At 47.3% G+C, this 25,917-nt stretch carries 28 protein-coding genes and 1 riboswitch; of the genes, 14 read left to right on the top strand and 14 right to left on the bottom strand.

Going from position 1 to position 25,917, the window contains the following annotated elements; all coding sequences use genetic code 11:
- The first annotated feature begins 81 nt into the window (after positions 1-81).
- A complete protein-coding gene (locus tag AC6H3C_RS24000; RefSeq protein WP_497518219.1) occupies positions 82-927 on the top strand; it encodes an ATPase in 846 nt (281 codons plus the stop codon).
- Between the two features lie 11 nt (positions 928-938).
- Entirely contained in the window at positions 939-1,760 is an 822-nt protein-coding gene (locus AC6H3C_RS23995; protein ID WP_497518218.1) for an N-acetylmuramic acid 6-phosphate etherase, read from the top strand.
- 75 nt (positions 1,761-1,835) lie between these two features.
- Here the strand turns inward: AC6H3C_RS23995 and AC6H3C_RS23990 are convergent, their stop codons facing one another.
- The 4 genes from AC6H3C_RS23990 to dtd all read right to left on the bottom strand — a co-directional run bounded on the left by AC6H3C_RS23990 (position 1,836) and on the right by dtd (position 4,291).
- Positions 1,836-2,570, bottom strand: a complete 735-nt coding sequence (locus tag AC6H3C_RS23990; RefSeq protein ID WP_497518216.1) for a FadR/GntR family transcriptional regulator — start codon at positions 2,568-2,570, stop codon at positions 1,836-1,838.
- A 19-nt stretch (positions 2,571-2,589) separates the two neighbouring features.
- Complete coding sequence (gene deoC / locus AC6H3C_RS23985; protein WP_497518215.1) at positions 2,590-3,417, bottom strand: deoxyribose-phosphate aldolase; 828 nt, start codon at positions 3,415-3,417, stop codon at positions 2,590-2,592.
- Between the two features lie 6 nt (positions 3,418-3,423).
- Entirely contained in the window at positions 3,424-3,774 is a 351-nt protein-coding gene (locus tag AC6H3C_RS23980) for a nucleotide pyrophosphohydrolase (protein ID WP_497518214.1), read from the bottom strand.
- Positions 3,775-3,835: 61 nt separating this feature from the next.
- Positions 3,836-4,291 (bottom strand): D-aminoacyl-tRNA deacylase, encoded by a 456-nt coding sequence (gene dtd / locus AC6H3C_RS23975; protein WP_497518212.1) that lies wholly within the window; start codon positions 4,289-4,291, stop codon positions 3,836-3,838.
- A 282-nt stretch (positions 4,292-4,573) separates the two neighbouring features.
- On the opposite strand from dtd, the gene AC6H3C_RS23970 reads away from it, so the two are divergent.
- Positions 4,574-5,182, top strand: a complete 609-nt coding sequence (locus AC6H3C_RS23970) for a riboflavin synthase (protein ID WP_497518211.1) — start codon at positions 4,574-4,576, stop codon at positions 5,180-5,182.
- A gap of 17 nt (positions 5,183-5,199) precedes the next feature.
- On the opposite strand, the gene AC6H3C_RS23965 is transcribed toward AC6H3C_RS23970, so the two are convergent.
- A complete protein-coding gene (locus AC6H3C_RS23965) occupies positions 5,200-6,300 on the bottom strand; it encodes a universal stress protein (protein WP_497518210.1) in 1,101 nt (366 codons plus the stop codon).
- A gap of 232 nt (positions 6,301-6,532) precedes the next feature.
- Between AC6H3C_RS23965 and AC6H3C_RS23960 the strand changes: the two genes are divergently transcribed.
- From AC6H3C_RS23960 to AC6H3C_RS23935, 6 genes are all read left to right on the top strand, one after another.
- Positions 6,533-7,252 (top strand): SDR family NAD(P)-dependent oxidoreductase, encoded by a 720-nt coding sequence (locus tag AC6H3C_RS23960; RefSeq protein WP_497518209.1) that lies wholly within the window; start codon positions 6,533-6,535, stop codon positions 7,250-7,252.
- 17 nt (positions 7,253-7,269) lie between these two features.
- The gene (locus tag AC6H3C_RS23955) at positions 7,270-7,632 is read left to right on the top strand and encodes a dihydroneopterin aldolase (RefSeq protein ID WP_497518207.1); all 363 of its coding nucleotides are present in this window, start codon (positions 7,270-7,272) and stop codon (positions 7,630-7,632) included.
- Positions 7,629-8,024, top strand: a complete 396-nt coding sequence (gene folK / locus AC6H3C_RS23950) for a 2-amino-4-hydroxy-6-hydroxymethyldihydropteridine diphosphokinase (protein WP_497518206.1) — start codon at positions 7,629-7,631, stop codon at positions 8,022-8,024. Before AC6H3C_RS23955 ends, folK begins: the two co-directional genes overlap by 4 nt.
- A gap of 144 nt (positions 8,025-8,168) precedes the next feature.
- Complete coding sequence (locus AC6H3C_RS23945; RefSeq protein ID WP_497518204.1) at positions 8,169-8,750, top strand: flavin reductase family protein; 582 nt, start codon at positions 8,169-8,171, stop codon at positions 8,748-8,750.
- 91 nt (positions 8,751-8,841) lie between these two features.
- Positions 8,842-10,947 carry a M3 family metallopeptidase gene (locus AC6H3C_RS23940; RefSeq protein WP_497518202.1) on the top strand — a complete coding sequence of 702 codons (2,106 nt, stop codon included), beginning with the start codon at positions 8,842-8,844 and terminating at the stop codon, positions 10,945-10,947.
- A gap of 41 nt (positions 10,948-10,988) precedes the next feature.
- Complete coding sequence (locus AC6H3C_RS23935; RefSeq protein WP_497518200.1) at positions 10,989-11,390, top strand: hypothetical protein; 402 nt, start codon at positions 10,989-10,991, stop codon at positions 11,388-11,390.
- A gap of 23 nt (positions 11,391-11,413) precedes the next feature.
- Here the strand turns inward: AC6H3C_RS23935 and pepF are convergent, their stop codons facing one another.
- Positions 11,414-13,300 (bottom strand): oligoendopeptidase F, encoded by a 1,887-nt coding sequence (gene pepF, locus AC6H3C_RS23930; protein ID WP_497518198.1) that lies wholly within the window; start codon positions 13,298-13,300, stop codon positions 11,414-11,416.
- A 161-nt stretch (positions 13,301-13,461) separates the two neighbouring features.
- Positions 13,462-14,166 (bottom strand): hypothetical protein, encoded by a 705-nt coding sequence (locus AC6H3C_RS23925; RefSeq protein ID WP_497518197.1) that lies wholly within the window; start codon positions 14,164-14,166, stop codon positions 13,462-13,464.
- 135 nt (positions 14,167-14,301) lie between these two features.
- On the opposite strand from AC6H3C_RS23925, the gene amrS reads away from it, so the two are divergent.
- The 3 genes from amrS (at position 14,302) to AC6H3C_RS23910 (ending at position 16,714) form a co-directional block, all read left to right on the top strand.
- Positions 14,302-15,357 (top strand): AmmeMemoRadiSam system radical SAM enzyme, encoded by a 1,056-nt coding sequence (amrS, locus tag AC6H3C_RS23920; protein WP_497518196.1) that lies wholly within the window; start codon positions 14,302-14,304, stop codon positions 15,355-15,357.
- A complete protein-coding gene (amrB, locus tag AC6H3C_RS23915) occupies positions 15,338-16,177 on the top strand; it encodes an AmmeMemoRadiSam system protein B (protein ID WP_497518195.1) in 840 nt (279 codons plus the stop codon). The genes amrS and amrB overlap by 20 nt, the downstream gene beginning before the upstream one ends.
- 87 nt (positions 16,178-16,264) lie before the next feature.
- Positions 16,265-16,714 (top strand): DUF2147 domain-containing protein, encoded by a 450-nt coding sequence (locus AC6H3C_RS23910; protein WP_497518193.1) that lies wholly within the window; start codon positions 16,265-16,267, stop codon positions 16,712-16,714.
- On the opposite strand, the gene AC6H3C_RS23905 is transcribed toward AC6H3C_RS23910, so the two are convergent.
- The 4 genes from AC6H3C_RS23905 to ispG all read right to left on the bottom strand — a co-directional run bounded on the left by AC6H3C_RS23905 (position 16,711) and on the right by ispG (position 20,822).
- The gene (locus tag AC6H3C_RS23905; protein WP_497518191.1) at positions 16,711-17,490 is read right to left on the bottom strand and encodes a radical SAM protein; all 780 of its coding nucleotides are present in this window, start codon (positions 17,488-17,490) and stop codon (positions 16,711-16,713) included. The genes AC6H3C_RS23910 and AC6H3C_RS23905 overlap by 4 nt on opposite strands.
- A 28-nt stretch (positions 17,491-17,518) precedes the next feature.
- Positions 17,519-18,013 carry a hypothetical protein gene (locus tag AC6H3C_RS23900; protein WP_497518190.1) on the bottom strand — a complete coding sequence of 165 codons (495 nt, stop codon included), beginning with the start codon at positions 18,011-18,013 and terminating at the stop codon, positions 17,519-17,521.
- An 80-nt stretch (positions 18,014-18,093) separates the two neighbouring features.
- Positions 18,094-18,474, bottom strand: coding sequence for a DUF4296 domain-containing protein (locus tag AC6H3C_RS23895; RefSeq protein ID WP_497518188.1), 381 nt, complete (start codon positions 18,472-18,474; stop codon positions 18,094-18,096).
- A gap of 122 nt (positions 18,475-18,596) precedes the next feature.
- Positions 18,597-18,794: riboswitch (cobalamin riboswitch) on the top strand.
- Positions 18,795-18,956: 162 nt separating this feature from the next.
- Entirely contained in the window at positions 18,957-20,822 is a 1,866-nt protein-coding gene (gene ispG, locus AC6H3C_RS23890; RefSeq protein ID WP_497518186.1) for a (E)-4-hydroxy-3-methylbut-2-enyl-diphosphate synthase, read from the bottom strand.
- Between the two features lie 296 nt (positions 20,823-21,118).
- Between ispG and gldA the strand changes: the two genes are divergently transcribed.
- Positions 21,119-22,039 (top strand): gliding motility-associated ABC transporter ATP-binding subunit GldA, encoded by a 921-nt coding sequence (gene gldA, locus AC6H3C_RS23885; RefSeq protein WP_497518184.1) that lies wholly within the window; start codon positions 21,119-21,121, stop codon positions 22,037-22,039.
- A gap of 67 nt (positions 22,040-22,106) precedes the next feature.
- Here the strand turns inward: gldA and AC6H3C_RS23880 are convergent, their stop codons facing one another.
- On the bottom strand, positions 22,107-22,802 hold the full coding sequence (locus AC6H3C_RS23880) for a hypothetical protein (protein ID WP_497518182.1): 696 nt from the start codon (positions 22,800-22,802) through the stop codon (positions 22,107-22,109).
- Between the two features lie 353 nt (positions 22,803-23,155).
- Here AC6H3C_RS23880 and metK point away from each other — a divergent pair, with 353 nt between their 5' ends.
- Positions 23,156-24,409: a methionine adenosyltransferase gene (metK, locus tag AC6H3C_RS23875; RefSeq protein ID WP_497518181.1), complete on the top strand. Its 1,254-nt coding sequence runs from the start codon at positions 23,156-23,158 to the stop codon at positions 24,407-24,409.
- A 59-nt stretch (positions 24,410-24,468) separates the two neighbouring features.
- Here the strand turns inward: metK and AC6H3C_RS23870 are convergent, their stop codons facing one another.
- Positions 24,469-25,287, bottom strand: coding sequence for an aminotransferase class IV (locus tag AC6H3C_RS23870; RefSeq protein ID WP_497518179.1), 819 nt, complete (start codon positions 25,285-25,287; stop codon positions 24,469-24,471).
- A 73-nt stretch (positions 25,288-25,360) separates the two neighbouring features.
- Positions 25,361-25,912, bottom strand: a complete 552-nt coding sequence (locus tag AC6H3C_RS23865; protein ID WP_497518177.1) for a helix-turn-helix domain-containing protein — start codon at positions 25,910-25,912, stop codon at positions 25,361-25,363.
- Positions 25,913-25,917: the final 5 nt, after the last annotated feature.

Below are 25,917 nucleotides of genomic sequence, written 5' to 3'. Positions count from 1 at the left end.
GATTAAAATTATAAAAACAAAACTTGTAATACATCTTATAACTTTGCTGATTTCTGAAATAAAATTATTTATCTTTGCCCCATGAAGAGATTAATTGCAGACAGTGGTTCCACAAAGGCCGACTGGAGGCTGATCGGTCATACAAGTGAAATCAGCTCATTCCAGACGAGGGGGATGAACCCATTTTTCCGCACCAGCGAAGATATTTTCGGGGAATTGCAGGAAAAGATTTTACCGGAGACCGGCAGTGATGTGGACGAGATTTTCTTCTACGGAGCAGGCGTGGTGGATCAGGAAAAAGGGAATGTGTTGAAGAACGCATTTAGCCGTTTGTTTCCCCGGGCCAGCGTTGAAACCCATTCGGATGTCCTGGGCGCTTCACGGGCCTTGTTTGGCCGCGAAGCCGGAATTGCCTGCATTCTCGGAACCGGATCGAATGCCTGTTTTTACGACGGAATTCAAATTACAAAAAAAGTACCGCCCCTGGGTTTCATCCTTGGCGATGAATGCAGCGGAGCAGCGCTTGGGAAAAAGCTTCTCGGAGATTACTTCAAACAGGTGATGCCTCCGGCTTTACGCCTTCTTTTTGAGCAGGAGTTTTCTCCCGATCAGCTTGACATTCTCAACCGGGTTTACCGGATGGAACGTCCCAATAAATATCTTGCCGGCTTTGCCCCATTTCTCTCGGCACACATGCACGAACCTTACTGTGTGAATATGGTCGAAGGAAGTTTCCGTGAATTTTTTGACCGTAATGTACTCAGGCTGCCTGAAATAACCGGTTATCCCATTGGATTTGCCGGCTCGGTAGCCTACCATTTCAGAGACATCATTATTTCGCAGACGGAGGCATACGGGTTTAGCCATCCAATCATATTAAAAGAACCAATTGCCGGTTTACTGGCATATCATAAAAGTCAACATTAAGTCAAATCAACATGATCCTGACAAATATTACAGAAGCAGATTCATTGTACAACAACCTGGAGGAGATGTCGGTCAGGCAGTTGCTTGAGAACATCCACGAAGAAGATAAAAAGATCCTGCCGGCTGTTCACCGGACGATCCCTCAGATTGAACTGCTCGTTGAACGGGTTTTCGAACGCATGGAGAAGGGAGGACGGTTGTTCTACATCGGGGCAGGTACCAGCGGCCGGCTGGGCATACTCGATGCTTCTGAAATTCCGCCGACCTATGGTGTGGGTTACGATCTGGTGATCGGCTTGATTGCCGGCGGGGATAAGGCCATCCGCAAAGCAGTTGAATCGGCTGAGGACGACGAAGAGCTGGGATGGCAGGAGTTACAAAGATTTCAGGTGACAGAGTTGGACACAGTGATTGGTATTGCTGCATCAGGAAGGACTCCCTACGTAATCGGTACGGTTAAGCGGGCCCGCGGGCATGGCATGCTCACCGGTTGTATCTGTAACAACCCGAATACCGAGTTGGCGCGCTGTGTGGATGTAGCGATTGAAGCGATTGTCGGTCCTGAATTTGTATCGGGAAGCACCCGGATGAAAGCCGGCACTTCCCAGAAGATGATCCTGAACATGATTACCACTTCCCTGATGATTAAACTGGGGCGTGTGAGTGGAAACAAAATGGTGAATATGCAGCTGACTAACCAAAAACTCATCATGCGGGGAACCCGGATGATTATGGAAGAGCTGGGATACGACGAAGCGAAAGCCCACCGCCTGTTGCTTTTGCACGGATCGGTGAATAAGGTGCTGCATGCCGCACGAAATGAAAAAGAGTAAGAAGCACGAGTTGCCGGGAATAAGGTAAAAGGAAAACGGAAAGGCGGACCAACAAACCCCGCCTTAACAGTCCCGTCAGGTATTTCTGAGAAATTTATTATACACCTGCATGTTCCGGTCCAGGTGGGCCTGCATCTTATCGTAGGCGCGTTCGGCGTCCTGCTCGCGAATGGCATTCACAATTTCTTTATGATACCCCAAGGTAATTTCCTTTTCTCCTTCAATATTGGCATAAATATAGTTTCTCATACGCGGCAGCAGGTTGTGCACCGGTTCCATGGTGACAATCACGAACGGATTGCCTGTTGCACGGGCCACTCCCAGGTGAAACCGGTTATCGATGTCCGATTCGAGTTGGGTATTGTCCGGGTCGCATTTCGAAAATTCAATCAGGTTGGCTTCCAGTCCTTTCAAATCGTCTTCGGTCCGGTTTTGGGCGGCCATTTTTGCAATCTCCGGTTCAAAAGCGAGCCGCAACTCAATAATCTGGCTGATCAGGTTCACATCAAACTTTAAGTCGTAATATAAATTCAACGAGTCAATGGCATCTTTCATATTGATTTTGGTGACCACCATGCCGCTTCCTTTTTTAATCTGGATCAGTCCCCGGGCGCTAAGCCGGCGTAAGGCTTCGCGAAGAGCAGTCCGGCTCACGGCAAACATTTCGCACAATTCCCGTTCAGAGGGCAGTTTCGATCCGATCGGAAGCTTTTTCTCGCGGATTGCACGCTCAATATTCCGTTCGATCTTCTGACTCAGGGTTTGAGTGGTACCAATCTTTTTAAAGATGTCATTCATTGAATTTTCCATGTACGGTCCTATAAAACAGTTAAAAATATTTCACTTCTTCAGCCCAAAATTCACTGAGCAGGTTGTTGGCTAAACGGCTTGCCCCGATCCGGAACAATTCGGGTGACAACCATTCTTCGCCCAGGACTTCTTTAACAATCGTGAGGTACAAAATGGCGTCCTGGCTTGCCGAAATTCCGCCGGCCGGCTTAAAGCCAACCTTCTTCCCGGTTTTCATCCAAAATTCTTTGATGGCATGGCACATCACAATAGCTGCTTCGGGAGTGGCCGCCGGGTTCGTTTTCCCGGTAGATGTTTTAATGAAATCGGCTCCGGATTCCATCGACAACATGGCCGCGTGATAAATTTTCTCAGGCTCTGCCAGTATGCCGCTTTCGAGGATGACCTTGAGGTGAGCGTCGCCAATTGCTTCCTTAACCGTGGCAATCTCCTCGCGGCAAATAAGCTTATTCCCGTCCATAAAAGCCCACAGCGGGAGGACCATGTCGATCTCGTCGGCCCCGAAATCAACAGCCATGCGCGCTTCTTTCACTTTCATTTCGATAAAGGTCATCGACGCCGGAAAACCACCTGCTACCGAGACGATTTTAACCTGTTCCACATTTAAGGTCTCATTCACCGTGAAGACCATATTCGGATAAACACAAATGGCTGCCACATTGGGAAGTGTCGGATAGTCATTGGCAAAATCGTTTACCCGTTCGGTAAAGGCTTTTACCTGGCTGATCGTGTCTGTTGAATTCAGGGTAGTCAGATCAATGCACGAAAATGCCAGTTGCTGCATCTCCCTCGTCTTGTTCAATTCGGCCTTTGCTCTTATTGCTGCCAACTCTGCCTGGATTGTCATAGCTTTCTATTTTAGTTTCGCATTATTCTGGTGCCGGTCTTTGTCCCGGTTCGTTTTCTTTTCCATGTTTTTCAGGAATGCCTCGTTTAAATCAACACCTGTTTGGTTTGCGAGGCAAATGAGCACCCAAAGCACATCGGCCATTTCATCAGCCAGCTCCTTTTCCTCGTCCGACTTTTTGAATGACTGGTCTCCGTACTTCCGTGCCATCAATCGCGCCAGTTCGCCCACTTCTTCGGTCAATACGGCCAGGTTGGTCAGCTCGCTAAAATAACGAACGCCGATGGTTTTTATCCAGTTGTCCACCATTTGCTGAGCCTGCGGAAAAGAAACAGGTAGATTTTCAGTCTGTTTCATTTGTAAAATAGTTATGTCCTGTTTTTTATACGAAGTTACGGAATTCAAGTTAAGCAGAATACTAAAACTCTTTATTCTTTGTATCGATGATAATCGTTACCGGCCCGTCGTTGACCAAAGCCACCTTCATGTCGGCCCCAAATTCGCCGCTGCCGACCTCGTTCCCGAGTTTTTCGGAAAGTTCCCGGATAAACAGCTCGTACAGGGGTACCGCGTAATCGGGTTTTGAAGCCCGGATATAGGAAGGGCGGTTGCCTTTTTTGGTACTGGCGTGCAAGGTAAACTGGCTAATCACGAGGGCTTCTCCGCCTGCCTCCGTCACCGATCGGTTCATCACGCCTTCATCGTTGTTAAAAATACGCAACTGACTGATTTTTTTCACCAGCCAATCAATGTCCTCTGCGGTGTCGGCATCTTCAATACCAAGCAAGATCAACATTCCCCCGGCAATAGCCGATTTTACCCGCTGGTTGATTGTTACCGACGCCTGAGATACCCGTTGAATAACCACTCTCATGTCTGTTTATTTTAAAAGCTACTGAGCAACAAACTGCCTTTGCTGTTGTTCAAAAAAACGCCCTTGCAGGCATCCAGCCTCCGGGGTTTATAAATGAACACGGGCAAAGATAACGATTCATCAAAAGCGAAGCATCTTCAGGATGGAACGATCCTGGGAAACTATCAGCCTGATGGATCATCCTGCAGCTTTTCATTTGGATTAAGGCAGGAATGTTTTCATCGCAAATTTTCGCGATTAGGCGGAATTCGGTAAATTCGCATCAAATTAAAACGAAATAGCATGTTTTCAGGAATTGTTGAAGAATACGGTGTGGTGAAAGCCATTGAGCGGGAACAGGAAAATTATCATTTTACCCTGACCTGTTCATTTGTTGACGAATTGAAAATTGACCAGAGTTTGTCGCACAACGGGGTTTGCCTGACGGTGGTCAAAATTGACAGGGAGGCTAAAACCTATGTGGTGACCGCGATTAAAGAAACCATCCTGAAGTCGAACCTGGGCTACCTGGAAGTGGGATCGAAAGTAAACCTGGAGCGCAGCATGATGATGAACGGGCGCCTGGACGGGCACATTGTGCAGGGACATGTCGACCAGACTGCCGTATGTAAAAAAGTGGAAGAAGCCGATGGAAGCTGGTATTTCACTTTTGAATACGAATTCGACCAAGCCAAAGCGCAACAAGGCTACATGACTGTCGAAAAAGGCTCGGTTACCGTAAACGGCGTCAGCCTGACGGTAGTCAACTCGAAAAACAATTCGTTCCAGGTGGCGATCATCCCTTATACCTATCAAGCCACAAACTTCCACACCTTCCGCGAAGGTTCGGTGGTGAACCTGGAATTCGATATTATCGGGAAGTACCTGAGTAAACTGGCCAGCTTTAAATAATTCGGTTAATCTGCTTATTACGAGTGAAATACCAATAGCGGTGTTTTCACGTGAAAAACCATCTTGCGGGCAATGCTCGGGTTAAAAATCCGGGTGATCATATTCCGCTTGTGGGTTGTCAGCGAGAGAATATCAATCTCGTGTTTGTCAATGTATTCTTCCAGTTCGGTTAAAATATCATCTCCGTGGATGATGGTAAAATCAAACCGGGAGTCCGGGTAATTTTGCTTGAGGATCTGGCTCATGCTTTCGAGCCGGGCCTCGTTCCATTCTTTTTCGTCGGCCCGGCCAATATGCAGGCACGAAATCTGCACGTCAAAGGGTTTCAGCAAGCCCAGCAGTTTGTTGATGGAAACAAAATCCTTTTCATCAAAATTGGTCGCGTAAACCACTTTTTTCATAGAGGCCAGGTTCAGCAGGGCGGCTTTTTCGGGGATGACCAGCACGGGAACGTTCGATTTGTAAATGACGCCGGCCGTGGTGCTTCCCATGATATCCAGGTTTTCTTCCGACGGGCCCTTAATCCCCATCACGATCAGCCGCGGCGGATGTTTGTCGGTAAAATACAGGATATCGTCTTCGGGGTATCCCATCTTGATCATATGTTCCGATTTGATACTTTTCCAGGTGTTGGCTCCAATGTAATCGGTCAGTTTTTCCAGGAAGGTTTTAAATTGCTTATTGGCAAGCTGTTCCTGTTCTTTCAAATGCTCGTACAAACCCGAGTTAAAAGCAACTACATCCGAATATGGCATGGAAAAGAAATCGGGTTGTTGAATGACATGGTAGAAAATGAGCTTCGATTTCAGCTTTTGGGCAATTTCAAAAGCCATCAGCGCTGCTTTAAATGAATAGCTGGAAAAATCGACCGGGACGAGAATGGTATTTTCTGATTTTTGCTTAATCTTGGTCACCTTTCCCAGCATCTGATCTAAAATAGGGTAGGCATTTTTGATGTCCTTTTCATAAATACGGACTTTCACTCCCGTGGCTACGGCCCCCTGAATTAGGTTGATGTTTTCCAGGGTGCAGTCAATCCCTTCAGCTTCCAAAAGCGAACGTAAAATTTCAGCTTTTGAGTAAGGCAACAGGGCGATGGTGATTAATTTATCTTCCATGACGGTATGTTTTAGAATGAACGGATTTCTATCTGTTATTTCGAGAATACGGGGAAATTGGTTTCACCGAGGCTCATTTTTCTTTTGTGAAATGTTTTTTAAGTTATTTTGGTGGCCGAAAATGAACTGATTGTGAAAATAGCCGTTTAGGTATAGAAAGAAATTAACTTAAAATGGTTATCTTTTTTATTCGTGTATAAATTTGTTCGCTTAAACTGAAAAATATACCATCTTGGAAAAAACAGCATTAATAACGGGATCTGCAAAACGAATTGGCCGTGAAATGGCGCTCCACCTCGCTGAACGTGGCTGGAACCTAGCACTGCATTTTAACAATTCAGGAAAGAATGCGGAGAAGTTACTGGCAGAACTTCAGAAAAAGTACGAGTTTCAAACTTTTGTGCTTTTCCAGTCGAACCTGCAAAATCCCTTTGCCGTGGAAGGATTGATTCCCGAAGTGATCCGGGTTTTCGGCGAACTCAACTTGCTCATTAACAATGCCTCCATTTTTGAGGAAGGTAAAATCACGCAAACTCATTTTGATCTGCTCGACCGCCAGATGATGATTAACTACCGTGCTCCGTTTTTACTGATCCGAGAGTTTGGGCGGCTGGTTGAGTCGGGGCTGATCATCAATATGCTCGATACCCGCATTACCAGCAGCAAGTCGGACCATGCCGCTTACAGCCTGTCGAAAAAGGCGCTTTGGGAACTCACCAAAATGGCTGCCCTGGAGTTTGCTCCCGAAATCCGGGTGAATGCTATTGCGCCGGGGGTTACGCTTCCTCCCGAAGACCAGGATGAGGCGTACTTGCTCAACCTGGCAAAACATATTCCGATGAAAAAACCGGCCGGAGTGGATTCTATTCTGAAAAGCCTGGATTATATTTTAGATAATGAACTCCTCACCGGGCAGTTGTTGTTCTGCGATGGAGGCGAAAATCTTGGATAAATTTTTTAAAAGAAAAGATGGCGAAAATTCGTATCAAAAATCTGCTCATTCGTACCTACATCGGGTTTAATCCCGATGAACTGGTCAACAAGCAGGATGTGGTGATTAACCTCGAAATCGAGGCAGTCATTCCCGAAGAGGCTTTGCTGTCGGACGAACCGGAGGGAATTTACGATTATAAAACCATCACCAAGAAAATTATCGGTTTTGTTCAGGACGGGCGGTTTAAATTGCTGGAAGTGCTGACTAAAAACCTGCTGGATATGATTATGGAAGACGAACGTGTTGTTTGGGCAAAGGTTGAGGTGGACAAACCCCATGCCCTGCGTTTTGCTGAATCGGTATCGTTCGAAATGGAAGCAAGCAGGTCACCGGCATGAATGGCGAAAACAAGCATACCGCCCTTATCGGTATCGGGTCAAACATCAAACCGGATGAACATATCTCACGCATGTTGGCTATCCTGAAACAGGAAACCACCCTGTTGGGCATTTCGAAACTCATTAAAACAAAACCGATCGGGATCACCGATCAGCCTTGGTTTGTAAACGGGGCGGTAAAGCTCGAAACCGATTTACCCATCGACGACTTCAAGCGCTACCTGAAGCAGGTGGAAGACCGCCTGGGCCGCGATCGGAGCCAGCCTAAATTCGGGCCGCGCTGCATCGACCTCGATTTGGTGGTCTGGGACGGGCGGGTGGTTGACGACGATTATTATACCCGCGATTTTTTAAGGCAGGCTGCGGCCGAACTGGGTTTCTCTGAAGAATAGTTTTTGTGAACAATCTTTTTCCTGACCCCAAACCCGTTTTTCATTCAGTTCTGTATCCACTTTCATTTTTCTACCTTTGCGGCAGATAAAAATTGCGGCGGGGTATATCTGCAGATACCTGCTGCCCGAAACTGATATCCTGAAATGACAAAAATAAACTGGAAACCCGGAACCATGATTTACCCGCTGCCGGCCGTATTGGTCAGCTGCGGCGAAACACCCGAAGAATATAACCTGCTAACCGTTGCCTGGACTGGAACGATTTGCAGCGATCCGCCCATGTGTTACATTTCGGTCCGTCCGTCGCGGCACTCGTATGAAATTATCAAACGCACCGGCGAGTACGTCATCAATCTCACCACCGAAGAGTTGGCCAGGGCGACCGACTGGTGCGGCGTTCGTTCGGGGGCCAAGTTCGATAAGTGGAAAGAAACGGGGCTGACACCTATCCCGGCCAGTATTGTTAAAGCGCCCGTTATCGCCGAAGCGCCTGTCAGTATCGAGTGTAAGGTGAAAGAAATTATTCGGCTTGGAACACACGACATGTTTATCTCGGAAGTGGTGAACGTGATGGCCGACGATCGTTTTATTGATCCGGAAACCGGCGCCTTCAGCCTGAAAAAGTCCGATCCTGTTTGTTATGTGCACGGTCACTATTTCAAAATGGGCGATCCAATCGGTAAATTCGGATGGTCGGTGGAGAAGAAAAAGAAGAAGAAAAAATAGAACCGGTGAACCATTTTAAGAGTTTTCTGTAATATTCTGAGGTATATGGAAACATATCCTGAAAACAGACTGAAAACTTAAAAACAAGGAGATGAAAACAAATTACAGGGTGTTCATGGCCCTAATACTGATGACAACGATGATGACAACACAAGCAGAGACGAAGAAAAATCCCTTATTGGAACCATTTCACACCGCGTATCAAACGGCTCCTTTTTCCCTGATAAAGAACGAACATTACCTGCCGGCTTTCGAAGCGTCCATTGCTGAGGCAAAAGCTGAAATTCAGGCGGTAATCGAAAATCCGCAGGCTCCTGATTTTAAAAATACCATTGAAGCCATGGACCGGGGCGCCCAGCGTCTGGGGATCATCCGCAAAATCTTTTTTAACCTGAACTCGGCCGAAACCAACGACGAGATGCAGCAAATTGCTCAGGAAGCGGCTCCGATGTTGTCGGAGTTCAGTAACGACATCAGCCTGAATGAAGACTTGTTTGCACGGGTAAACGCGGTTTATGAGCAAAAAGACAGGCTGGGCTTAAATGCTGAACAGCAAACCCTGCTCGAAAATACCTACCAGAGTTTTGTGCGGAACGGCGCAAACCTGAACCCGGAGCAAAAAGTACGTTACCGCGAAATCACTACGGAGCTGAGTAAGATTGGCTTACAGTTTCAGCAAAACGTGCTGGCCGAAACCAATGCTTTTGAACTACACATCACCAGCGAAGCCGACTTGTCGGGATTACCCGACTTTGCCCGCGAAGCGGCGGCTTTAACGGCAAAAGAAAAAAACAAGGAAGGCTGGGTATTTACCCTGCAATACCCCAGTTACGTCCCTTTTATGAAATATGCCGATAACCGCGAACTTCGTGAGAAAATGTTCCGGGCGTTCGGCAGTAAAGGAAACCAGGATAACGAGTACGATAATAAAGAGATCATCAAAAAACTGGTGGCCCTGAACCTGGAAAAAGCCAAACTGCTGGGTTATCCCAACCATGCTGCTTTTAAATTGAACCGCCGGATGGCCGAAACGCCGGAGCGGGTAACCGAATTTATGAACGAGTTACATGTGGCTTCGCGCCCCTTTGCTGAAAAAGAATTTGCCGAAGTTCAGGCGTTCGCCGAAGAAACCGGTTTTAAAGGAAAAATTCAGCGTTGGGACTGGACTTACTATTCCGAAAAACTGAAAAACGCCCGTTATGGTTTTAATGAAGAGGAAGTGAAACCCTACTTCAAACTCGAAAACGTGATTAACGGCGTGTTCGACCTGGCCCGCGAACTTTACGGGCTTGAACTGAAAGAGAATAATGCCATTGACGTCTATCATCCGGATGTAAAAGCTTACGAGGTGTATAACACAAAAGAAGAATTCATTTCGGTGCTTTACCTGGACTTCTTCCCCCGCGAGGGGAAACGGTCGGGCGCCTGGATGACAGATTACCACGACCAGTATATGGAAGATGGTCTAAATATCCGGCCGCATGTCAGCATTGTCACCAGCTTTACCAAACCCACTGACACCCGGCCGTCGCTGCTCACGTTTGATGAAGTAACCACCTTCCTGCACGAGTTTGGCCATGCCCTGCACGGCATGCTCAGCCAGTGCCGGTACAGCGGAACTTCAGGCACCAACGTATTTTGGGACTTTGTAGAACTTCCGTCACAGATGCACGAAAACTGGGCTTACGAAAAAGAATGGCTCGACCGTTTTGCCACCCATTATGAAACCGGTGAGAAATTACCGGAAGACTTAATTCATAAACTGGTCGCTGCCAAAAACTTTCAGGCCGGTTATTTGTCTGAACGCCAGTTAAGCTTTGGGATACTCGATCTGGCTTACTATTCGCTCGAAGCTCCCCTGAAAGAAAGCATTACCGCCTTCGAGACAAAAGCTATGCAGCCCACCGAATTGTTCGATCCGGTAGATGGATTGCTGATGAGCACCTCATTTTCGCATATTTTTGCCGGGGGGTACGATGCCGGTTACTACAGTTACAAATGGGCCGAAGTGCTCGACGCCGATGCCTTCTCGGTTTTTAAGGCAAACGGGATCTTCGATAAAAAAACAGCCGATGCTTTCCGGACTCATATTCTTGAAAAAGGCGGAAGCGAGCATCCGATGGTTCTTTACAAACGCTTTCGCGGACAGGAACCAACCATCAATGCCCTGCTGGAACGCAGCGGACTGAAAGATTGATTTTAACCCACACGAAATAAGGCGGAAATCCGGCATGGAGCATGGAGCTAAAAAGTACCAGTATTCAGTACCAGTATTCCGTTACGGTTTTACTCAGGTACTTTTTAGCTGCAAGCTCCAATGACCAATTAACAAATGCCAGGGTTCTGAGAAAGTCGCCATTTACTTTGGTACTCAGCCACTTTTTAACGCAGAGGGTTAACGGGATTGAAAAGATTGAGGAGATTGGGAAGGCTGGGTCGGGCTTTCCCCGGAGACACCCTGGGGTCAGGTTGGCAAACAATGATAAAGGCGCAGCCACCGGCATGGCAAAAAGCGGTCGGGCTTCATGTGCTACGCAAGGCAAGGCAAACAGAAAGATATTTATACCCGAAGGATCACTGATTGCTGAATACCGATTAACGGAGGCCGGAGACCGGAAGCAAACCGCACTTTTAGTTTGACAGGTTGGAGCTTAGGCGCCAGGTTACTTTCGTTTATCCAGGATCTTTTCAATTTCGTCCATGACCTTATTCATCGAAGCGATGGTTTTTTCAAACGGCTCGGAAGTCGTCATGTCCACGCCGGCTTTCTTCAACAGTTCAATCGGGTAATCCGAACCGCCGGATGACAGGAAGGCCAGGTATTTTTTCAGGGCTTCCCGGTCGCCGCTCATGACCTTCTCGGCCAGCGATATCGATGCGGTGAACGAGGTACTGTACTGGTATACATAGAAGTTGTAGAAGAAGTGCGGGACAAAAGCCCATTCCATTCGGATATAATCGTCGACATGGCAAATGCCCTGGTCGTGGCCGTAATACCGGTTTACAATGTCGGTATATATTTCGGAAAAGGTGTCTCCGGTAAGCGGCTTTCCTTTTTCGGCTTCCTCATGGATTTTCAGCTCAAACTCGGCAAACTGGGTTTGGCGGAACAGGGTTCCTTTAAAGCGGTCGAGCCAGTTCATCAGGATAGAAAGTTTTATATCGTCGTCTTTCACCCGGTCAATCATGTAATTAAACAACAATACTTCGTTAAAGGTCGACGCCACTTCGGCCACGAAGGTCACATAGCGGGAAGTGGGGTAGGGTTGGGTTTTATTTGAGAAGTAGCTGTGCATGGTATGTCCCAGTTCGTGGGTCAGGGTGCTCACGTCGTCGTAAAGATCGGTGTAGTTCAGTAAAATGAAAGGATGACCATCGTAAAAAGAACCATTGGAATAGGCCCCCGAACGTTTGGCCGGCGTGGGGTATACGTCAATCCACCCTCCGTCGATGGCTTTTTTCACGGTGTTTACATACTCCTTGCCAAGCGGCTTTAGCGACTCCAGCATAATCCGGGCAGCTTCGTCGTACGAATAAGTTAAATCGACATCTTTTACCGACGGCGCGTACAAATCGAGGTATTTTAAGGTATCCAGTCCCATCAGCCGTTTTTTGATATCCAGGTAACGGTAAAAAGCCGGCAGGTTTTTATTCACGTTGTCAACCAGTGAATGGTACACCTCCACCGGGATGTTATTCGGGTAAAGCGCTGCATCAAGCGACGATTGGTAATGGCGGGCGCGGGCATTAAAAATATGGGTTTTTACGCTTCCATAGAGCATTTCGCCGTAGCTGGCTTTAAACTTGTCGTAGTTGGCCCAATACGTTTCGAAAACGAGTTGGCGGTCGTCGCGGTTCGCGGCTGCCCGGAAACGGTTGTATTCGGCGCTGCCGATTTCGATGGTTTCACCGCTCGAGAGCGTCACTTCGGGGCGGGGCATTTCGGCGTTCGAAAAAGTTCCGTACACGGCCTGCGGGACCGAAGTCACCATGCCGGCAAGCGCCATGATCCGTTCTTCTTTTTCACTTAACGAATGGGCTTTCGTGCGGAACATATTTTCCAAGGCCATGCGGTACATTTCGAGTTTGGGCTCTTCCTTTATGAACCGTTCGATGGTTGACCAGTCGGTAGTCAGAATTTCAGGTTCCATATAGGCTGCTTTTGATCCAAAGGTTGAAAACAGTTGCTGCAATTCCTGCTTCATGCCGTTGTATTTCATGTTTCGGGTGTCAAGGTCCGAGTTCATGCCGGCGTACAAATAAATTTTCGACGCTTCTTTTGAAATTTCGCTGTTAAATTGCAGCGCTCTCAACAGGTTTCCGGCCGAGCCAGTCAGGGTTCCTTTAAACTGTTCCACCTGATCCATGCGTACGGTCAATTCATTTACGGCCTCGCGCCATGCTTCGTCCGATGCAAAGAGGTCAGTCATGTTCCATTTATGTTTATCCGGAATTTCTTCCCGGCTTTTCTGGCTGTAAGCTGTCATAGCAGCTAACATAGCAAAAAATGTCAGCCATGCGATTGTGTGTATCCGTTTAAATTTCTTCATCACCCGTTAAGTATTGAATGATCAGTCAAATAATATTTACAGAAAGATGGTCCTGCCTGCTTCCCCGCAGGTTTGGTTTCCTTTGCACTAACAATGGATAGGTAAGATTGTTAATAAAATCATTACAGACAAATGAATTTTTCCGCAGGCCTGGCTTTGGTTTATGGCAGCCTGATGCCGCCTGCCACTGAGAAAAACAGCTTGTCCTGATAAGGATTGTGGACTGCCGAAAGCCGGAGGGGAACAGTCAACGACTGACTAATCCGGAATTCTTTTTTGACTTTAATGCCGGTGTTGATGACGGCAAATTCATCGGCATAGTATCCTTTGTGGGTTGTTAATCCAACGGCGGGTTCAACCTGCAAACTTAAGGCGCGAAACGGGCAGGCCAATTCGGCATAGGTTGAATAATATGGTTTACCGGTGTCGGGATTCTGATCTCCAAAAAAGAAGACGCCTGCCAAACTGCGTACCGGCCACTTCTCTGTTCGCTCAAGGCTGATCACCAGTTCTGTGGAATGCCGGTGTTGCCCGTCTTTTAAGTTAAAAAAATGATTGTCTGTCCCGGGTACCGGGTTGTAATAATCCATCAAGCTGATTTCCATCCCGTTAAGCCGGAACGAGGGAATCAGATCGATTTCAGCATACGAATCGTCGAAGGTTTTGGCAGCCCACAGGTTAAACGAAAACCGTCCTTTACCCAGGGTGACTGATGGCTCAGCCGTGGGGCTGTTGCCAAACTGCATGCCACGCCAAAGATGCCGGCTGTGAAAAAGCAGCTCGGCTTCGAGGGTGAATTTCTGCTCCTGCGATAAACCATGCAGCGTCGGGATCGAAAGTATCAGTATGATTAACCAGGTTTTCATCCAACTGATTTTTGATCACAAACATAAAGCAGAAAGCCCGGAAAGAACAGGATTTTTATCAGGGAGAACAGCCATTGTCCCCATCGCGTCCGTCATTAAAAATACCCTTTATCCGGATTACTCGTATAGGCAAGTATGCAACGGAAAGGAAAGTACTCAATGACTTTGTACGAAACCGATTTTTATATCCGCCTGAACGACCATGCCGTGAAATGTCAGTTATGCCCAAGGCAATGCCGTATTGCAGAGAATGCGTATGGTGATTGCCTTGTCAGAAAGAATGTGCAGGGCCGGCTGATTTCGGAGGTTTACGGCAAGCTTGCCGCCATCAGGCTCGATCCGGTTGAGAAAAAACCTTTATACCATTTTTACCCGGGAGGAAAAATTTTATCGGTTGGAACAAACGGCTGTAATTTTCACTGCCAATTTTGTCAGAATCACCATCTTTCACAAACGATGGTTTCCACGGATGAACAAACTTGCGTTACCCCTGAAAAGCTGGTGGAGGCAGCCTTGTTTACCGGGCACAACCTGGGAATTGCTTTCACGTACAACGAACCGGTAGTGAATTACGAATTTATGCTGAGGTCGGCTGTCCTGGCTAAAAAGGCCGGGCTGGTGACTGCCATGATCAGCAACGGGTACATTCAGCCCGAACCGCTGGACCGGTTGTTGCCGTACATGGATGCCTTTAATATTGATCTGAAGGCATTTGACGGAAAGTTTTACCGGGCGTATTGCAAGGGAACGCTTGACCCGGTGCTGAAAACGATCCGTCGGATCAGTCGAGCCGGTTCGCATTTGGAACTGACCAATTTGCTGATCCCGGGACTGAACGACAATGAAACGGTGTTCGGCGAGATGTGCCGGTGGATATCCGGAGAAACCGGAAAATCAACGGTTCTGCACCTTTCTGCGTATTTTCCGGCATACCGGCTGAGTTTGCCACCGACGCCTGCTGAGATCCTGTTTCGCTTATACGATGTGGCGAAAAATTACCTGCACCATGTATATGCGGGTAACCTGCCTGCAGGCGACCATGCCGATACCTTTTGTTCGGCTTGCGGGCGTAAGCTGATCGAGCGTAATTTTTACCTGACAGCTGTGACCGGACTGGACGCAGAAGGACACTGTTTAAACTGTGCATTACACGAAATAAAATACATGAATTATGAGAACACCCATTCGTGAGCCCGTTTTTGCCGGTACATTCTACCCCAAATCAAAAACGGCCTTAACCCAGTTCATTCAACATGCTTTTGAGGCCGGGAAAAACCAAATCCAGTTCGAACTGGCAAACAATCAGCTGATTGGGGGCATTGTACCCCATGCCGGTTATGTTTATTCTGCTTATCATGCTGTTTATTTTTATGCCCTTCTTCAGCAAAGCCATCAACAGGTGGACACGGTGATTATTGTCAATCCCAATCATACGGGTTACGGATCTGGTCAGTTTAATTGCAGTCTGTCCGGTTTCTGGGAAACGCCGCTCGGAAAAGCTGAGATAGACCGGGAGTTTAATGAGGCGCTGGATATTCCGGCTAATGAATCAGCTCATGCCCTCGAACATTCAGGCGAAGTTCAGCTCCCGCTGTTACAGTTTTTTCTTCGGGAACCGTTTCGGGTGGTGATGATTACCATGAACAGCCAGACTGTTGAGAGCGCCGGTTTACTTGCCAAACGGATACATCAGGCACAAAAGAAAACGGGACGGAAAATCGTGCTGATTGCTTCGTCAGATTTCTCGCACTATGAAACAGCTGCAACCGGCTACGAAAAAGACCAGCATGTGATTGACCGGATTCTGAAACTGGATACAGCCGGTATTTTTCATGCTGTGAAAGAATACAAGGTTTCGGCCTGCGGATACGGCCCGGTGATGACGCTGGTGGCCTATGCCCGGATGGTGGCCCCGCATCCGGAGATCCGCGTATTGCAACGGGGAAACTCGGGTGAAGTTCGTCCTGCCGATAAAGTGGTCGATTATGTTTCGCTCGTGTGTTATCAGTAAGCCATTGATTTAAAGTTAATCACCTCCTGGTTTTTCAATCCGGAATCTTACTATATTTAGCCGGTAATAACCCGTTATACTCATTTTATGAAGAAAATTCTGATCCTTTTTCTGTTTGGTTTATGGCTGAATACAGCCACCGCTCAAACTGCCGGGAGCATTACCGGTATTTGGTGGAATGATGAAAAGACCTCGAAAATTGAAATCGTTGAAAAAGACGGCAAATTTTGTGGCACGATTGTGTACATGATTCCCGAGAAATACGAAAACGGGCAGGCTCCGAATGACGACAAAAATCCGGACGTTACCTTACGCAACCGCTCCCTGATCGGAATGCAGATTTTATCGGGATTAACTTACGATGCACAGAAAAAAGAATGGCAGGGCGGACGAATCTACGATCCGAAATCGGGTAAAACCTACGATTGTTATGGCTGGTTTACCGGTCAAACAGATCAGTTATACCTGAAAGGCTACGTGGTGGGCATCAAATGGTTGGGGCGTTCAACCGAATGGACCCGGACAAGCTTAAATTAACCCGAAACCTGCACGTCAAAACCGGCCTGACGCACACGCGCGGCAATGCGGTTGAGTTCGTCCAGGGGAATCTTTACCAGTCCCTGGGCGGGAGTGTCGCGGTCGATTGTATAGATCATCACCTGCCTCGGGCCGATGTATTCCAGCGCTTTCAGCCAGGCCGAGAGTTCCTCTTCGCTGGTATTGTCAATTTGGCGGCTCTTAAATTCTCCCCGGATAAACAGGGTTTGAATAGTGGCTTGCCGGCCGAAACGTTTCAGGTTACTGATGACTTCATCCAGTTTGAAATGTCCGATCGGACAGTCAAGCAATTCAACGGTTTCGGGCAGAGCCGAATCAAGTTTCAGAATATTGTCTTCCACCTTAAGCAGGGCCTGAAATACCGGCTCACGATGAATCATGGTGGCATTCGACAGCACGGCGATGCGGCAATCCGGGGCATATTGGTTGCGTAAACGGATGGTATCGTCAATGATCCCCGGAAAATCAGGATGAAGTGTTGGTTCCCCGTTCCCGGCAAAGGTGATCACATGCGGGAGTTCGTCGGAGGCGCGCATTAATTGTAACTGTCCTTCCAGTTTTTCAGCAACTTCATCTCTGCCCGGCAGCGTCGATTTCTTTTCCCGCTTGCGGGGCGTCCAGCCGCATTCGCAATAAATACAGTCGAACGAACAGATTTTACGGTCAACAGGAAGCAGGTTTATACCCAGCGAGACGCCCAACCGGCGGCTTTTTACCGGGCCAAAAATAATCTTATCAAACAGGAAGGTGGACATTTTTTAAACTTTCGGGCAAAAATACGGATTATATCAGTCTTTTCAACCGGCTGTTTTCACTCAGTTGCAAATTGCGGTAATCCATCTGGCTGATGAGCAGCAGTCCGGGCTTTTTGCCGGAATCGAGCGTTCCCCGTTCGTTTTGCAGGCCGGCAATCCGGGCCGACTTCAGGGTAAAAAGGTAAATCAGTTCTTCGAGGGTGAAGGCAGCGCTTTGCAACTGAATGGACTTCATCCAGTTCAGGATATCCCGGTCGTCGGGGCGTTTTGCAGGGACCAGGAATTCAAATTCTTTTAGTTCGGGGAAATGCGAAAAAAAATCGGGCAATTCCATCCGTTCAAACAAATTGACAAATGCCGGGCAGATAATTCCGTTATGAAACTCCATACCGGCCATTTCCCGCAGTCCGTCCTCCGGCACGATGAGCCGGCTGATGGTTCCGTCCCGGTCAACTTCAACAATGCCTTTGTTTATTGGAGGGCTATTGACCGGGAAAACAATATGGGCTGCAAATTTTTTCACCTGATTAAATGCAAGGTTTGGATTCACTTTTGACAGGAAACAGGCTCTTGTACTGATTCGGGTATCGGCGATGCAGCGGCTTAAGGCTCTATTACATTTATATTTTCGAGCTTCTTCATTTCTTCCTGTTGCAAATTGAACCGTTCAATCACTTTCCCGTAAATTTTTTCATAAACCTTTGGCCGCGACGAATAATAAATAAGCGATTGGGCCAGCAACGAATCCGTTAGCTGGTGTTTATTCAAAATGGTTTGATAAAGTTGTTTGGAGTCGATTTTAAGGCTGTCGAACCGCTGATATTTATACTTATCATCGATGGCGTCGTACATATGAATATCATAAAGAATGTCTACCATCTTTTTCTCGCCAATCAGATCTTTGGGTTTAGGGTAGCCTTTTTCCTTGCATGATAAGCCTAAAATCAGGAGGCAGATAAAGATGAGGAGCAGATTTATTTTCATGACGCGAATAATTTCATTTTTGCCAAAGTTAGGATTATCGGGCCGATAGAAGGGCAAATTTCTCTTAAAAAGAATTAAAAATTTAAGTTCGGCTTAACTTCGGGTGGTGAAAATATCCGTATTATTGCACTCATGTTACCGGTTTCGATCCTGTTATTCAGTTCGAATGAAAAGGGAATCCTGTGAAAAACAGGAGCTGTCCCCGCAGCTGTAAACCCGCTAAATGATTCCGGATGTTATGCCACTGTCCGTCAACTGACGGACGGGAAGGTGTTTGGAATCGGGTAAGCCAGAAGACCTGCCGGTAACCGAAGTTTTCGGGGTAAAGACGCTGTCCCGTCGGGACACCTCCCTGGCTTCAGTGGCTCCGGATTTCTGCCAATTGAAGGAGCAATGTAACTGTTTGTAAAAGCTGCTGGTCAGGGGCCACAGCTTTTTTTTTTTGAATCAGATTTTCATCACCCGAGGGCGGAATTAAAAATTCAGGAATGATCTTCCGGTTCTTTCCAGTCGCCGTTTTCTTTGATGAGGCTTTCCAGTTCGTAAACCGCATTTTCGAAGGGGATATGCCTTTTTTTCAGCGATTGCCCTTTGTAAAGATTTATTTTGCCCGGTCCGGCGCCAACAAAACCGTAGTCTACGTCGCCCATTTCACCCGGCCCGTTCACTACGCAGCCCATAACGCCGATTTTAAGATGGCTCAGGTGTTTGAAGTGCGCCTTTATTTTCAGGGTGGTTTCGTGCAGGTCGAACAAGGTGCGGCCACAACCGGGACAGGAAATAAATTCGGTTTTGGTCACGCGCATGCGGCTTGCCTGTAAAACTGAGAAACTCAGGTCTTTCAGGTCGGTAAAGGTGATGTTGTCGCTGTCGTTGGTGATGCAAATGCCGTCGCCGTAACCGTCGATGAGTAAACCTCCCAGGTCGACGGATGCTTTTATTTGCAAATCTTCGAGCCGGTTTTCTTTGTAACTTCTTAAAATAATGACAGGCACTTTCCAGATATGCGATTCCAGCGCCATAAAGAAAGCGCGTAATTCAGCCAGCGGATTCTTGTTAAAACTCTCAAGAATAAGGACCGTTTTACGGGTTTGCTTCAGTTTGGTAATAATTTCGGGGTTTTCGGACATAAAACGGTCGAATTCCATTTTATTGGTCCGGATAAATTTCATTTGTCCCCAATGACTTCCGCCGAACAGGTATTCCTCCAGGTCGAGGATCGGGTATGAATTTCCCTCGATATCGAGAATATGGTCTTTCTTCAGAAAATATTCGGGGATTTGTTTGCCGCGCATGGGCAACACTTCCGAGAGGTTCCGGTTACGCAGGTCGGCTACAACCACGGGAACCTGTTTTCCGCCCATATTCATGACCGGCCGCACCGAACGGCGTTCGTACTCAAAGGGATTTGTTTGTGCGAACAGGGGCGCTTTAATGGGTTCGTGGTTTTGGTAGGTTTTAATGTGGTCGATCATTTTCCGGGCTACGGGAATTTCTTTTTCCGGATTTTCGGTTAACGAAACGCGGATGGTATCGCCAATTCCGTCAGCCAGCAGGGCCCCGATGCCAACGGCCGATTTGATCCGGCCGTCTTCCCCTTCTCCCGCTTCAGTTACGCCCAGGTGCAGCGGGAATTCCATATCTTCCAGCCGCATCCGTTTGTTTAACAGGCGAACGGTATACACCATCATACGGGTATTGCTCGACTTGATGGAAATCACCACATTTTTATAGTCGACTTTTTTGCAGATGCGCAGGAATTCCATAACCGATTCGGAGATGCCGGCAGGCGTATCGCCGTAACGGCTCATGATCCGGTCGGACAGCGAACCCTGGTTCGCGCCGATTCGCAGCGCGGTGTTGGTTTGCTTCAGAACTTCCAGAAATGGGATAAACTGTTCTTCGATCCGGATCAGTTCTTCTTTATATTCCTCGTCGGTGTATAAATGCTGTTCGAAGCGGGCCCGCTTATCGTAAAAATTTCCCGGGTTTATGCGTACCTTGGAAATGTATTTTGCAGCAATTTCAGCCAGTTTCGGGTTAAAATGAATATCGGCGATCAAAGGCGTTTCGTATCCCCGTGCCACCAGCTCGCGCTTAATATTTCTCAGGTTTTCCGCATCATTAACTCCTTTCACCGTCACCCGAACATAGTCGGCGCCTGCTTTTATGATCCGTATGATTTGCTCAACCGTAGCCTCGGTATCCTTGGAGTCGGTGTCGGTCATGGACTGAATCCGAATCGGGTAAGCGCTTCCAATAGGCACTTTACCAATCTGAACACTGGATGTTTGTTGGCGTTGGTACCTGGTCAAATCTTTTATGTAATTAAAGTTCCGATCTTCCATTTCCGTCAAGCAATTTTAGAAGAGCCACAAAGTTAAATTAAAGTTAACGAATAAAAAATGCCTGCCCCTAATTTAAACTGATTTAGACAGATAAAATGAGGATAGTCATGTTTTTTTCAGCGCGCTGAAAATACCAAAATAAATCAGATCGGATATCGCTTTGGTTCTTCTTTGTTAGTCGCTATCCAAAATAAATGCAACTTTTGCTTCGTCGCTTTCTCTCAAAAATAATTTTACGGCATGAAATCCCTTGTCGTACGCCGGTTTTCTTTATTTTTGAACATCAAACACGAGACATGTCTGTTCAGATTCAAGGTATTTCGAAATTTTACGGAAAGCAAAAAGCGATCGACGAGCTTAACGTTGAGCTCAGGAGTGGCGAGTTGGTTGGTTTCCTGGGGCCGAATGGCGCAGGAAAATCAACCCTGATGAAAATTATAACGGGGTACCTGGCTCCCGATCATGGCTCTGTTTTTATAAACGGTCAGCAGGTTACTCCCGAAAATCATCAGATCAGGATGGAAGTTGGTTATCTCCCCGAGCACAATCCGCTTTATACCGATTTGTACATCCGGGAATACCTGACGCTTATCGCGGGATTTTATCATCTTTCGGAGAAACGTAAGAAAGTGGAGGAGGTGATGCAAAAAACCGGTCTTGGCCCCGAAGGGCATAAAAAGATCAAAGCGCTTTCGAAAGGCTACCGGCAGCGGGTAGGGCTGGCCCAGGCGTTGATTCACGATCCGTCGATTCTGATTCTGGATGAGCCGACGACCGGGCTGGACCCGAATCAACTCGAAGAGATTCGTTCGCTCATCCGTGAAATCAGCCGTCAGAAGACAGTGCTTTTTTCCACGCACATCATGCAGGAAGTGGAAGCCATCTGCACCCGGGTAATCATTATCAACCAGGGCAGGTTGATTGCCGACGGGCCGGTTGAACAGGTAAAAGCCGGGAACTTGCTGTCGGGGCAGCAGGTGTTTGTCGAGTTCAGTACAACTGTCGATACATCACTCATCAGCAGGCAGCTTTCGGTGAGAGCTGTCGATCAGCTTGGCGATAGGTCATTTCTCGTTACGGCCATCGATGGCGACGACCTCCGGCCCGCGCTTTTTCGCTTTGCAGTTGATAACGGGTTAATCATCCTTACCTTAAACGAAAAACAGGCCAGTCTCGAAAGTATCTTTCGGGAGCTGACCCAAAATTCAAATTCATAACCACGGAATGTCTTCCCGGGAAAGTTGCAGGTTGAACGATTTGATAAACCGGTACGGGTATAGATTTTTACAGGTTCAGCTTAAAGCCCAGCCTCCAGTACGACGGGTTAAAATTGACCTGCCAGCTTGAAGTATCTTGTTCCCAGTCGTGCAGGGAGTATTCAATACCACCCAGCCCCAGTAGCAGACCAAAACGTTCGCTTAAAAAATAAGTCAGTTCCGGGTACAGCCTGACACGAAAATAATCTGTTTTTGTTTCCGATTCAATGGATCTGACATAGATATTCGGCGCTTCGTTCAACTCATCAATGACAGTCAATTCTTCCACACCGGCATAGGTGGTTTGGTAGGACGTTTTGACTTCTCCGTAACTGAATTTCATGGTTGAACCAATAAACAGCTTGTTAGTTAGCGGATGATGGTAGCCCAGGTAAAGCGACGGAAGAAGGGCCTTTGATTTGATATGCATCATTTCGGCCTGAGCAAAATGGTTGAAATAAAGATGGTTGTATCGTTCTTCCTTGTCGCGTTCATAATCTACTCCAATGCCAATAGTCAGGTGGTTGGTCAGGCCGTAGGCTACGGACGGGGCAAAACTGACATAATCGCCGTCGGTGGCGGTGTAGTTGGTGCTTACGCCGGCTGACGAGCTGGTTTTCATATAATGCCCATCCAAAAGAAAAGTAAGGCTCCCTTTTTCCATCTGCGAAAATAAGTTTGTGCTGATCATCGCCATGAAGGCGAACAGGACGATCTTTTTCATAGCTGTTGTTTGTTTAAATAGTTGGTAATTTGGTTAAATCATGGCAAATAAAAAGCCGATGATAAATGTCCGTCTAATTTATCACAATGTTTTTATTTTAGAAACAGAAGGATAAGATAAAATTGAGATCCTTTTTTAAATGTTCTGATTTTTACTGTTTTGAATCCTCAAAAAAGATATTATTTTTGCATCGTAATTTGTGGACAGATTTGAGATTGATTGCAACCACATAAAAAAAATGCTAAAGTAATCGCTTTGATTTTTCAATTCAATTCAATCTCCTCCACATACTTTTATTTGCTGATAATCAACTGGATTGATTGCGGTGGGTGTTTAATTTTACAAATTGAAGTATGAGCTATTTATTTACAAGTGAATCGGTATCTGAAGGACATCCGGATAAAGTTTCAGATCAGATTTCGGATGCGTTGCTGGATGAATTTTTGGCCTTTGACCCCGAGTCAAAAGTGGCCATTGAAACGCTGGTGACCACCGGGCAGGTGGTGTTGGCCGGCGAAGTGAAATCGAAAACATACGTTGATGTGCAGGAAACTGCCCGTAAAGTGATTAACGAGATTGGTTATACAAAGGCCGCTTATCGTTTTGATGGTGATTCGTGCGGGGTATTGACAGCTATTCACGAACAAAGCCCCGACATTAACCGGGGAGTTGACAAGGTGGATAAAATGGAACAGGGCGCCGGCGATCAGGGTATGATGTTTGGCTATGCCTGTAAGGAAACCGACGATTATATGCCGCTTCCGCTCGAGCTGTCGCACCGGATTCTGATGGAGTTGGCGCGGATACGGCGCGAGGGGAACGAGATGGCTTACCTGCGGCCAGACTCCAAATCGCAGGTTACCATTGAATATAACGACGATAACTCGCCCAAGCGGGTAGATACCATCGTGGTTTCGACCCAGCACGATGAGTTTGACGCCGATGAGCCCATGCTGGCAAAGATTAAGGCCGATGTCATTCAAATTCTTATGCCCCGTGTCATTGCCCAACTACCTGAGCGGGTGAAAGCCTTGTTTGGTCAGGATATAACTTACCATGTGAACCCAACCGGCAAATTTGTTATCGGCGGGCCTCATGGCGATACCGGGCTCACCGGACGGAAAATTATTGTGGATACTTACGGCGGCAAAGGCGCGCACGGTGGCGGTGCCTTCTCGGGGAAAGATCCGTCGAAAGTAGACCGCTCGGCAGCCTATGCTGCCCGCCATATTGCCAAAAACCTGGTGGCAGCAGGTGTGGCCGACGAAGTGTTGGTTCAACTGGCTTATGCCATTGGTGTGGCGCATCCGGTGGGTATCTTTGTAAATACCTACGGCACCGCGAAAGTAACGCTGGACGATGGCTCCATTGCACAACAGGTAAAGGAATTGTTCGACTTGCGCCCGGCCGCTATCGAAGCGCGCTTAAAACTGAGGAACCCGATTTACCGCGAAACAGCGGCTTACGGGCACATGGGGCGTACACCCCAAACAGTGGTGAAACTATTTGAATCTCCTTATTGGGGAAAAGTTGAAAAAGAAGTAGAACTTTTCACCTGGGAAAAACTGGATTATATCGGGCAGATAAAACAACGGTTTGGCTTATAATCGTTGCAAAACAAATAAATCAGACCCGGCTGAAATGCCGGGTTTTTTATGCCCTGTTTTTAGGTGAATTGTTCCTTTATCCGTTGAAATTCAGTCATGATCTTTTGGCTGATCACGCCGGGCTTTCCGTTGCCAATAACCGAGTCGTCAATCCGCGTTATCGGTAGAATGTGTTTGGTGGTGCTCGACAGGAATACTTCGTCGGACGAAAACAGCGCTTCCAGGCCGAGGTCCGTTTCGGCATGAGGGATTTGTTGCTCCTTCAGAATTTCGAGCGCCAAACTACGTGTAACGCCTTTCAGGATGTGTTTGTCAGGAGTGATTACTTTTCCTTCTTTTACGGCAAACAAATTTCCGCGCGAACTTTCCTGAACTGTTTTTCCGTTGTGGTAAAGGATGTCCACCACCCGGTTATCAGTCAGTTCGTCCATCCAGTATTGCCCGGCCAGGTAATTGGTCGATTTGGCTTCGGGTAAAAAGCGCTGAAAATTTTTCGTAATCAGGCTGGCTCCCTCTTCGTACAACGAGGTTTCGAAAAGTGGCATCCGAGCAGGGAAGATATACAGCGCCGCCCGGTAAAAGCCGTCGGTACATGGCGTATGTGGCAAGGCAAACAGCTTGATGTAAAAATCATCGGCCTGGTTGTAGCTGATTAACGCCGCGATAATCTCCGGCAGACGTTCCTGAAACTCGGTTTTTAACTTCAGAATGTTCAGCGTGTTTGTAAAACGGGCAAAATGGCGGTCACCGAAGAAAGCTTTACGACGGATAACTTCAAAAAACTCAAACGCTCCGTATCCCCGGTTTACCGAAAGGCTGGTCACGGGAATGCTGATCTCCGAAAGTTCCTGAAAAACACCATTGTTAAATCCGGTCATGACTTGCTTGTTTATAAAAGGCAAGATACAAATGATTTCCGGCCGGTGAAAATACGCTTTCCTGAAAATAATGTCAGGCATTGGGAGGAGTAACTATCCACAACAATTCGCCCTGTTCTCCTCCAATCAGTTTTACCTGGTGCTCCAATACGGTGTTGAAGTAGAAGCTGTCGCCGGGATTTAAGGTGTATATTTCGTCATCCAGATGAAAAGCGAAAACGCCCTTCAACACGTGGCAAAATACCTGCCCGGCGCTGGAAGCAAATAACTCTGAAATATCGGATGCTGCTTTAAATCGGATCAGGTAGGTTTCCATCTGCTTGAGCGGATCGTGGTGCGAAAGCAGGAAAAGTTCGCTCCCGGCCGTATTCTTCTTAACAAATTTTCTTTCGTCGGAAGTGATCAGCGGGTTTTGCGAAAGCATTTCATTTTCGCCAATCAAATCGCCCACCGTGGTGTGAAGGCTGTCGGCAATGTTTTTAAGGGTCACGATCGTGGGAAAAGCCTTGGCTTTTTCGATCTGCGATAATGCGCTGGCGCTGATTCCTACCCGTTTTGCCAGATCGTTCAATTGAAGATGAAGCGTCTCGCGTTTCTTTTTTATTCGTTCGCCTAAGCGTTTCATAATTC

Source organism: Gaoshiqia sp. US2, assembly GCF_059705485.1.
This window is presented reverse-complemented; position numbering and strand designations above follow the sequence as displayed.

Coding starts and splice junctions, on each gene's coding strand:
- AC6H3C_RS24000 (WP_497518219.1), top strand. CDS start 82: ATGAAGAGATTAATTGCAGACAGTGGTTCCACAAAGGCCGACTGGAGG.
- AC6H3C_RS23995 (WP_497518218.1), top strand. CDS start 939: ATGATCCTGACAAATATTACAGAAGCAGATTCATTGTACAACAACCTG.
- AC6H3C_RS23990 (WP_497518216.1), bottom strand. CDS start 2,570: ATGGAAAATTCAATGAATGACATCTTTAAAAAGATTGGTACCACTCAA.
- deoC (WP_497518215.1), bottom strand. CDS start 3,417: ATGACAATCCAGGCAGAGTTGGCAGCAATAAGAGCAAAGGCCGAATTG.
- AC6H3C_RS23980 (WP_497518214.1), bottom strand. CDS start 3,774: ATGAAACAGACTGAAAATCTACCTGTTTCTTTTCCGCAGGCTCAGCAA.
- dtd (WP_497518212.1), bottom strand. CDS start 4,291: ATGAGAGTGGTTATTCAACGGGTATCTCAGGCGTCGGTAACAATCAAC.
- AC6H3C_RS23970 (WP_497518211.1), top strand. CDS start 4,574: ATGTTTTCAGGAATTGTTGAAGAATACGGTGTGGTGAAAGCCATTGAG.
- AC6H3C_RS23965 (WP_497518210.1), bottom strand. CDS start 6,300: ATGGAAGATAAATTAATCACCATCGCCCTGTTGCCTTACTCAAAAGCT.
- AC6H3C_RS23955 (WP_497518207.1), top strand. CDS start 7,270: ATGGCGAAAATTCGTATCAAAAATCTGCTCATTCGTACCTACATCGGG.
- folK (WP_497518206.1), top strand. CDS start 7,629: ATGAATGGCGAAAACAAGCATACCGCCCTTATCGGTATCGGGTCAAAC.
- AC6H3C_RS23945 (WP_497518204.1), top strand. CDS start 8,169: ATGACAAAAATAAACTGGAAACCCGGAACCATGATTTACCCGCTGCCG.
- AC6H3C_RS23940 (WP_497518202.1), top strand. CDS start 8,842: ATGAAAACAAATTACAGGGTGTTCATGGCCCTAATACTGATGACAACG.
- AC6H3C_RS23935 (WP_497518200.1), top strand. CDS start 10,989: ATGGAGCTAAAAAGTACCAGTATTCAGTACCAGTATTCCGTTACGGTT.
- pepF (WP_497518198.1), bottom strand. CDS start 13,300: ATGAAGAAATTTAAACGGATACACACAATCGCATGGCTGACATTTTTT.
- AC6H3C_RS23925 (WP_497518197.1), bottom strand. CDS start 14,166: ATGAAAACCTGGTTAATCATACTGATACTTTCGATCCCGACGCTGCAT.
- amrS (WP_497518196.1), top strand. CDS start 14,302: ATGCAACGGAAAGGAAAGTACTCAATGACTTTGTACGAAACCGATTTT.
- amrB (WP_497518195.1), top strand. CDS start 15,338: ATGAGAACACCCATTCGTGAGCCCGTTTTTGCCGGTACATTCTACCCC.
- AC6H3C_RS23910 (WP_497518193.1), top strand. CDS start 16,265: ATGAAGAAAATTCTGATCCTTTTTCTGTTTGGTTTATGGCTGAATACA.
- AC6H3C_RS23905 (WP_497518191.1), bottom strand. CDS start 17,490: ATGTCCACCTTCCTGTTTGATAAGATTATTTTTGGCCCGGTAAAAAGC.
- AC6H3C_RS23895 (WP_497518188.1), bottom strand. CDS start 18,474: ATGAAAATAAATCTGCTCCTCATCTTTATCTGCCTCCTGATTTTAGGC.
- ispG (WP_497518186.1), bottom strand. CDS start 20,822: ATGGAAGATCGGAACTTTAATTACATAAAAGATTTGACCAGGTACCAA.
- gldA (WP_497518184.1), top strand. CDS start 21,119: ATGTCTGTTCAGATTCAAGGTATTTCGAAATTTTACGGAAAGCAAAAA.
- AC6H3C_RS23880 (WP_497518182.1), bottom strand. CDS start 22,802: ATGAAAAAGATCGTCCTGTTCGCCTTCATGGCGATGATCAGCACAAAC.
- metK (WP_497518181.1), top strand. CDS start 23,156: ATGAGCTATTTATTTACAAGTGAATCGGTATCTGAAGGACATCCGGAT.
- AC6H3C_RS23870 (WP_497518179.1), bottom strand. CDS start 25,287: ATGACCGGATTTAACAATGGTGTTTTTCAGGAACTTTCGGAGATCAGC.
- AC6H3C_RS23865 (WP_497518177.1), bottom strand. CDS start 25,912: ATGAAACGCTTAGGCGAACGAATAAAAAAGAAACGCGAGACGCTTCAT.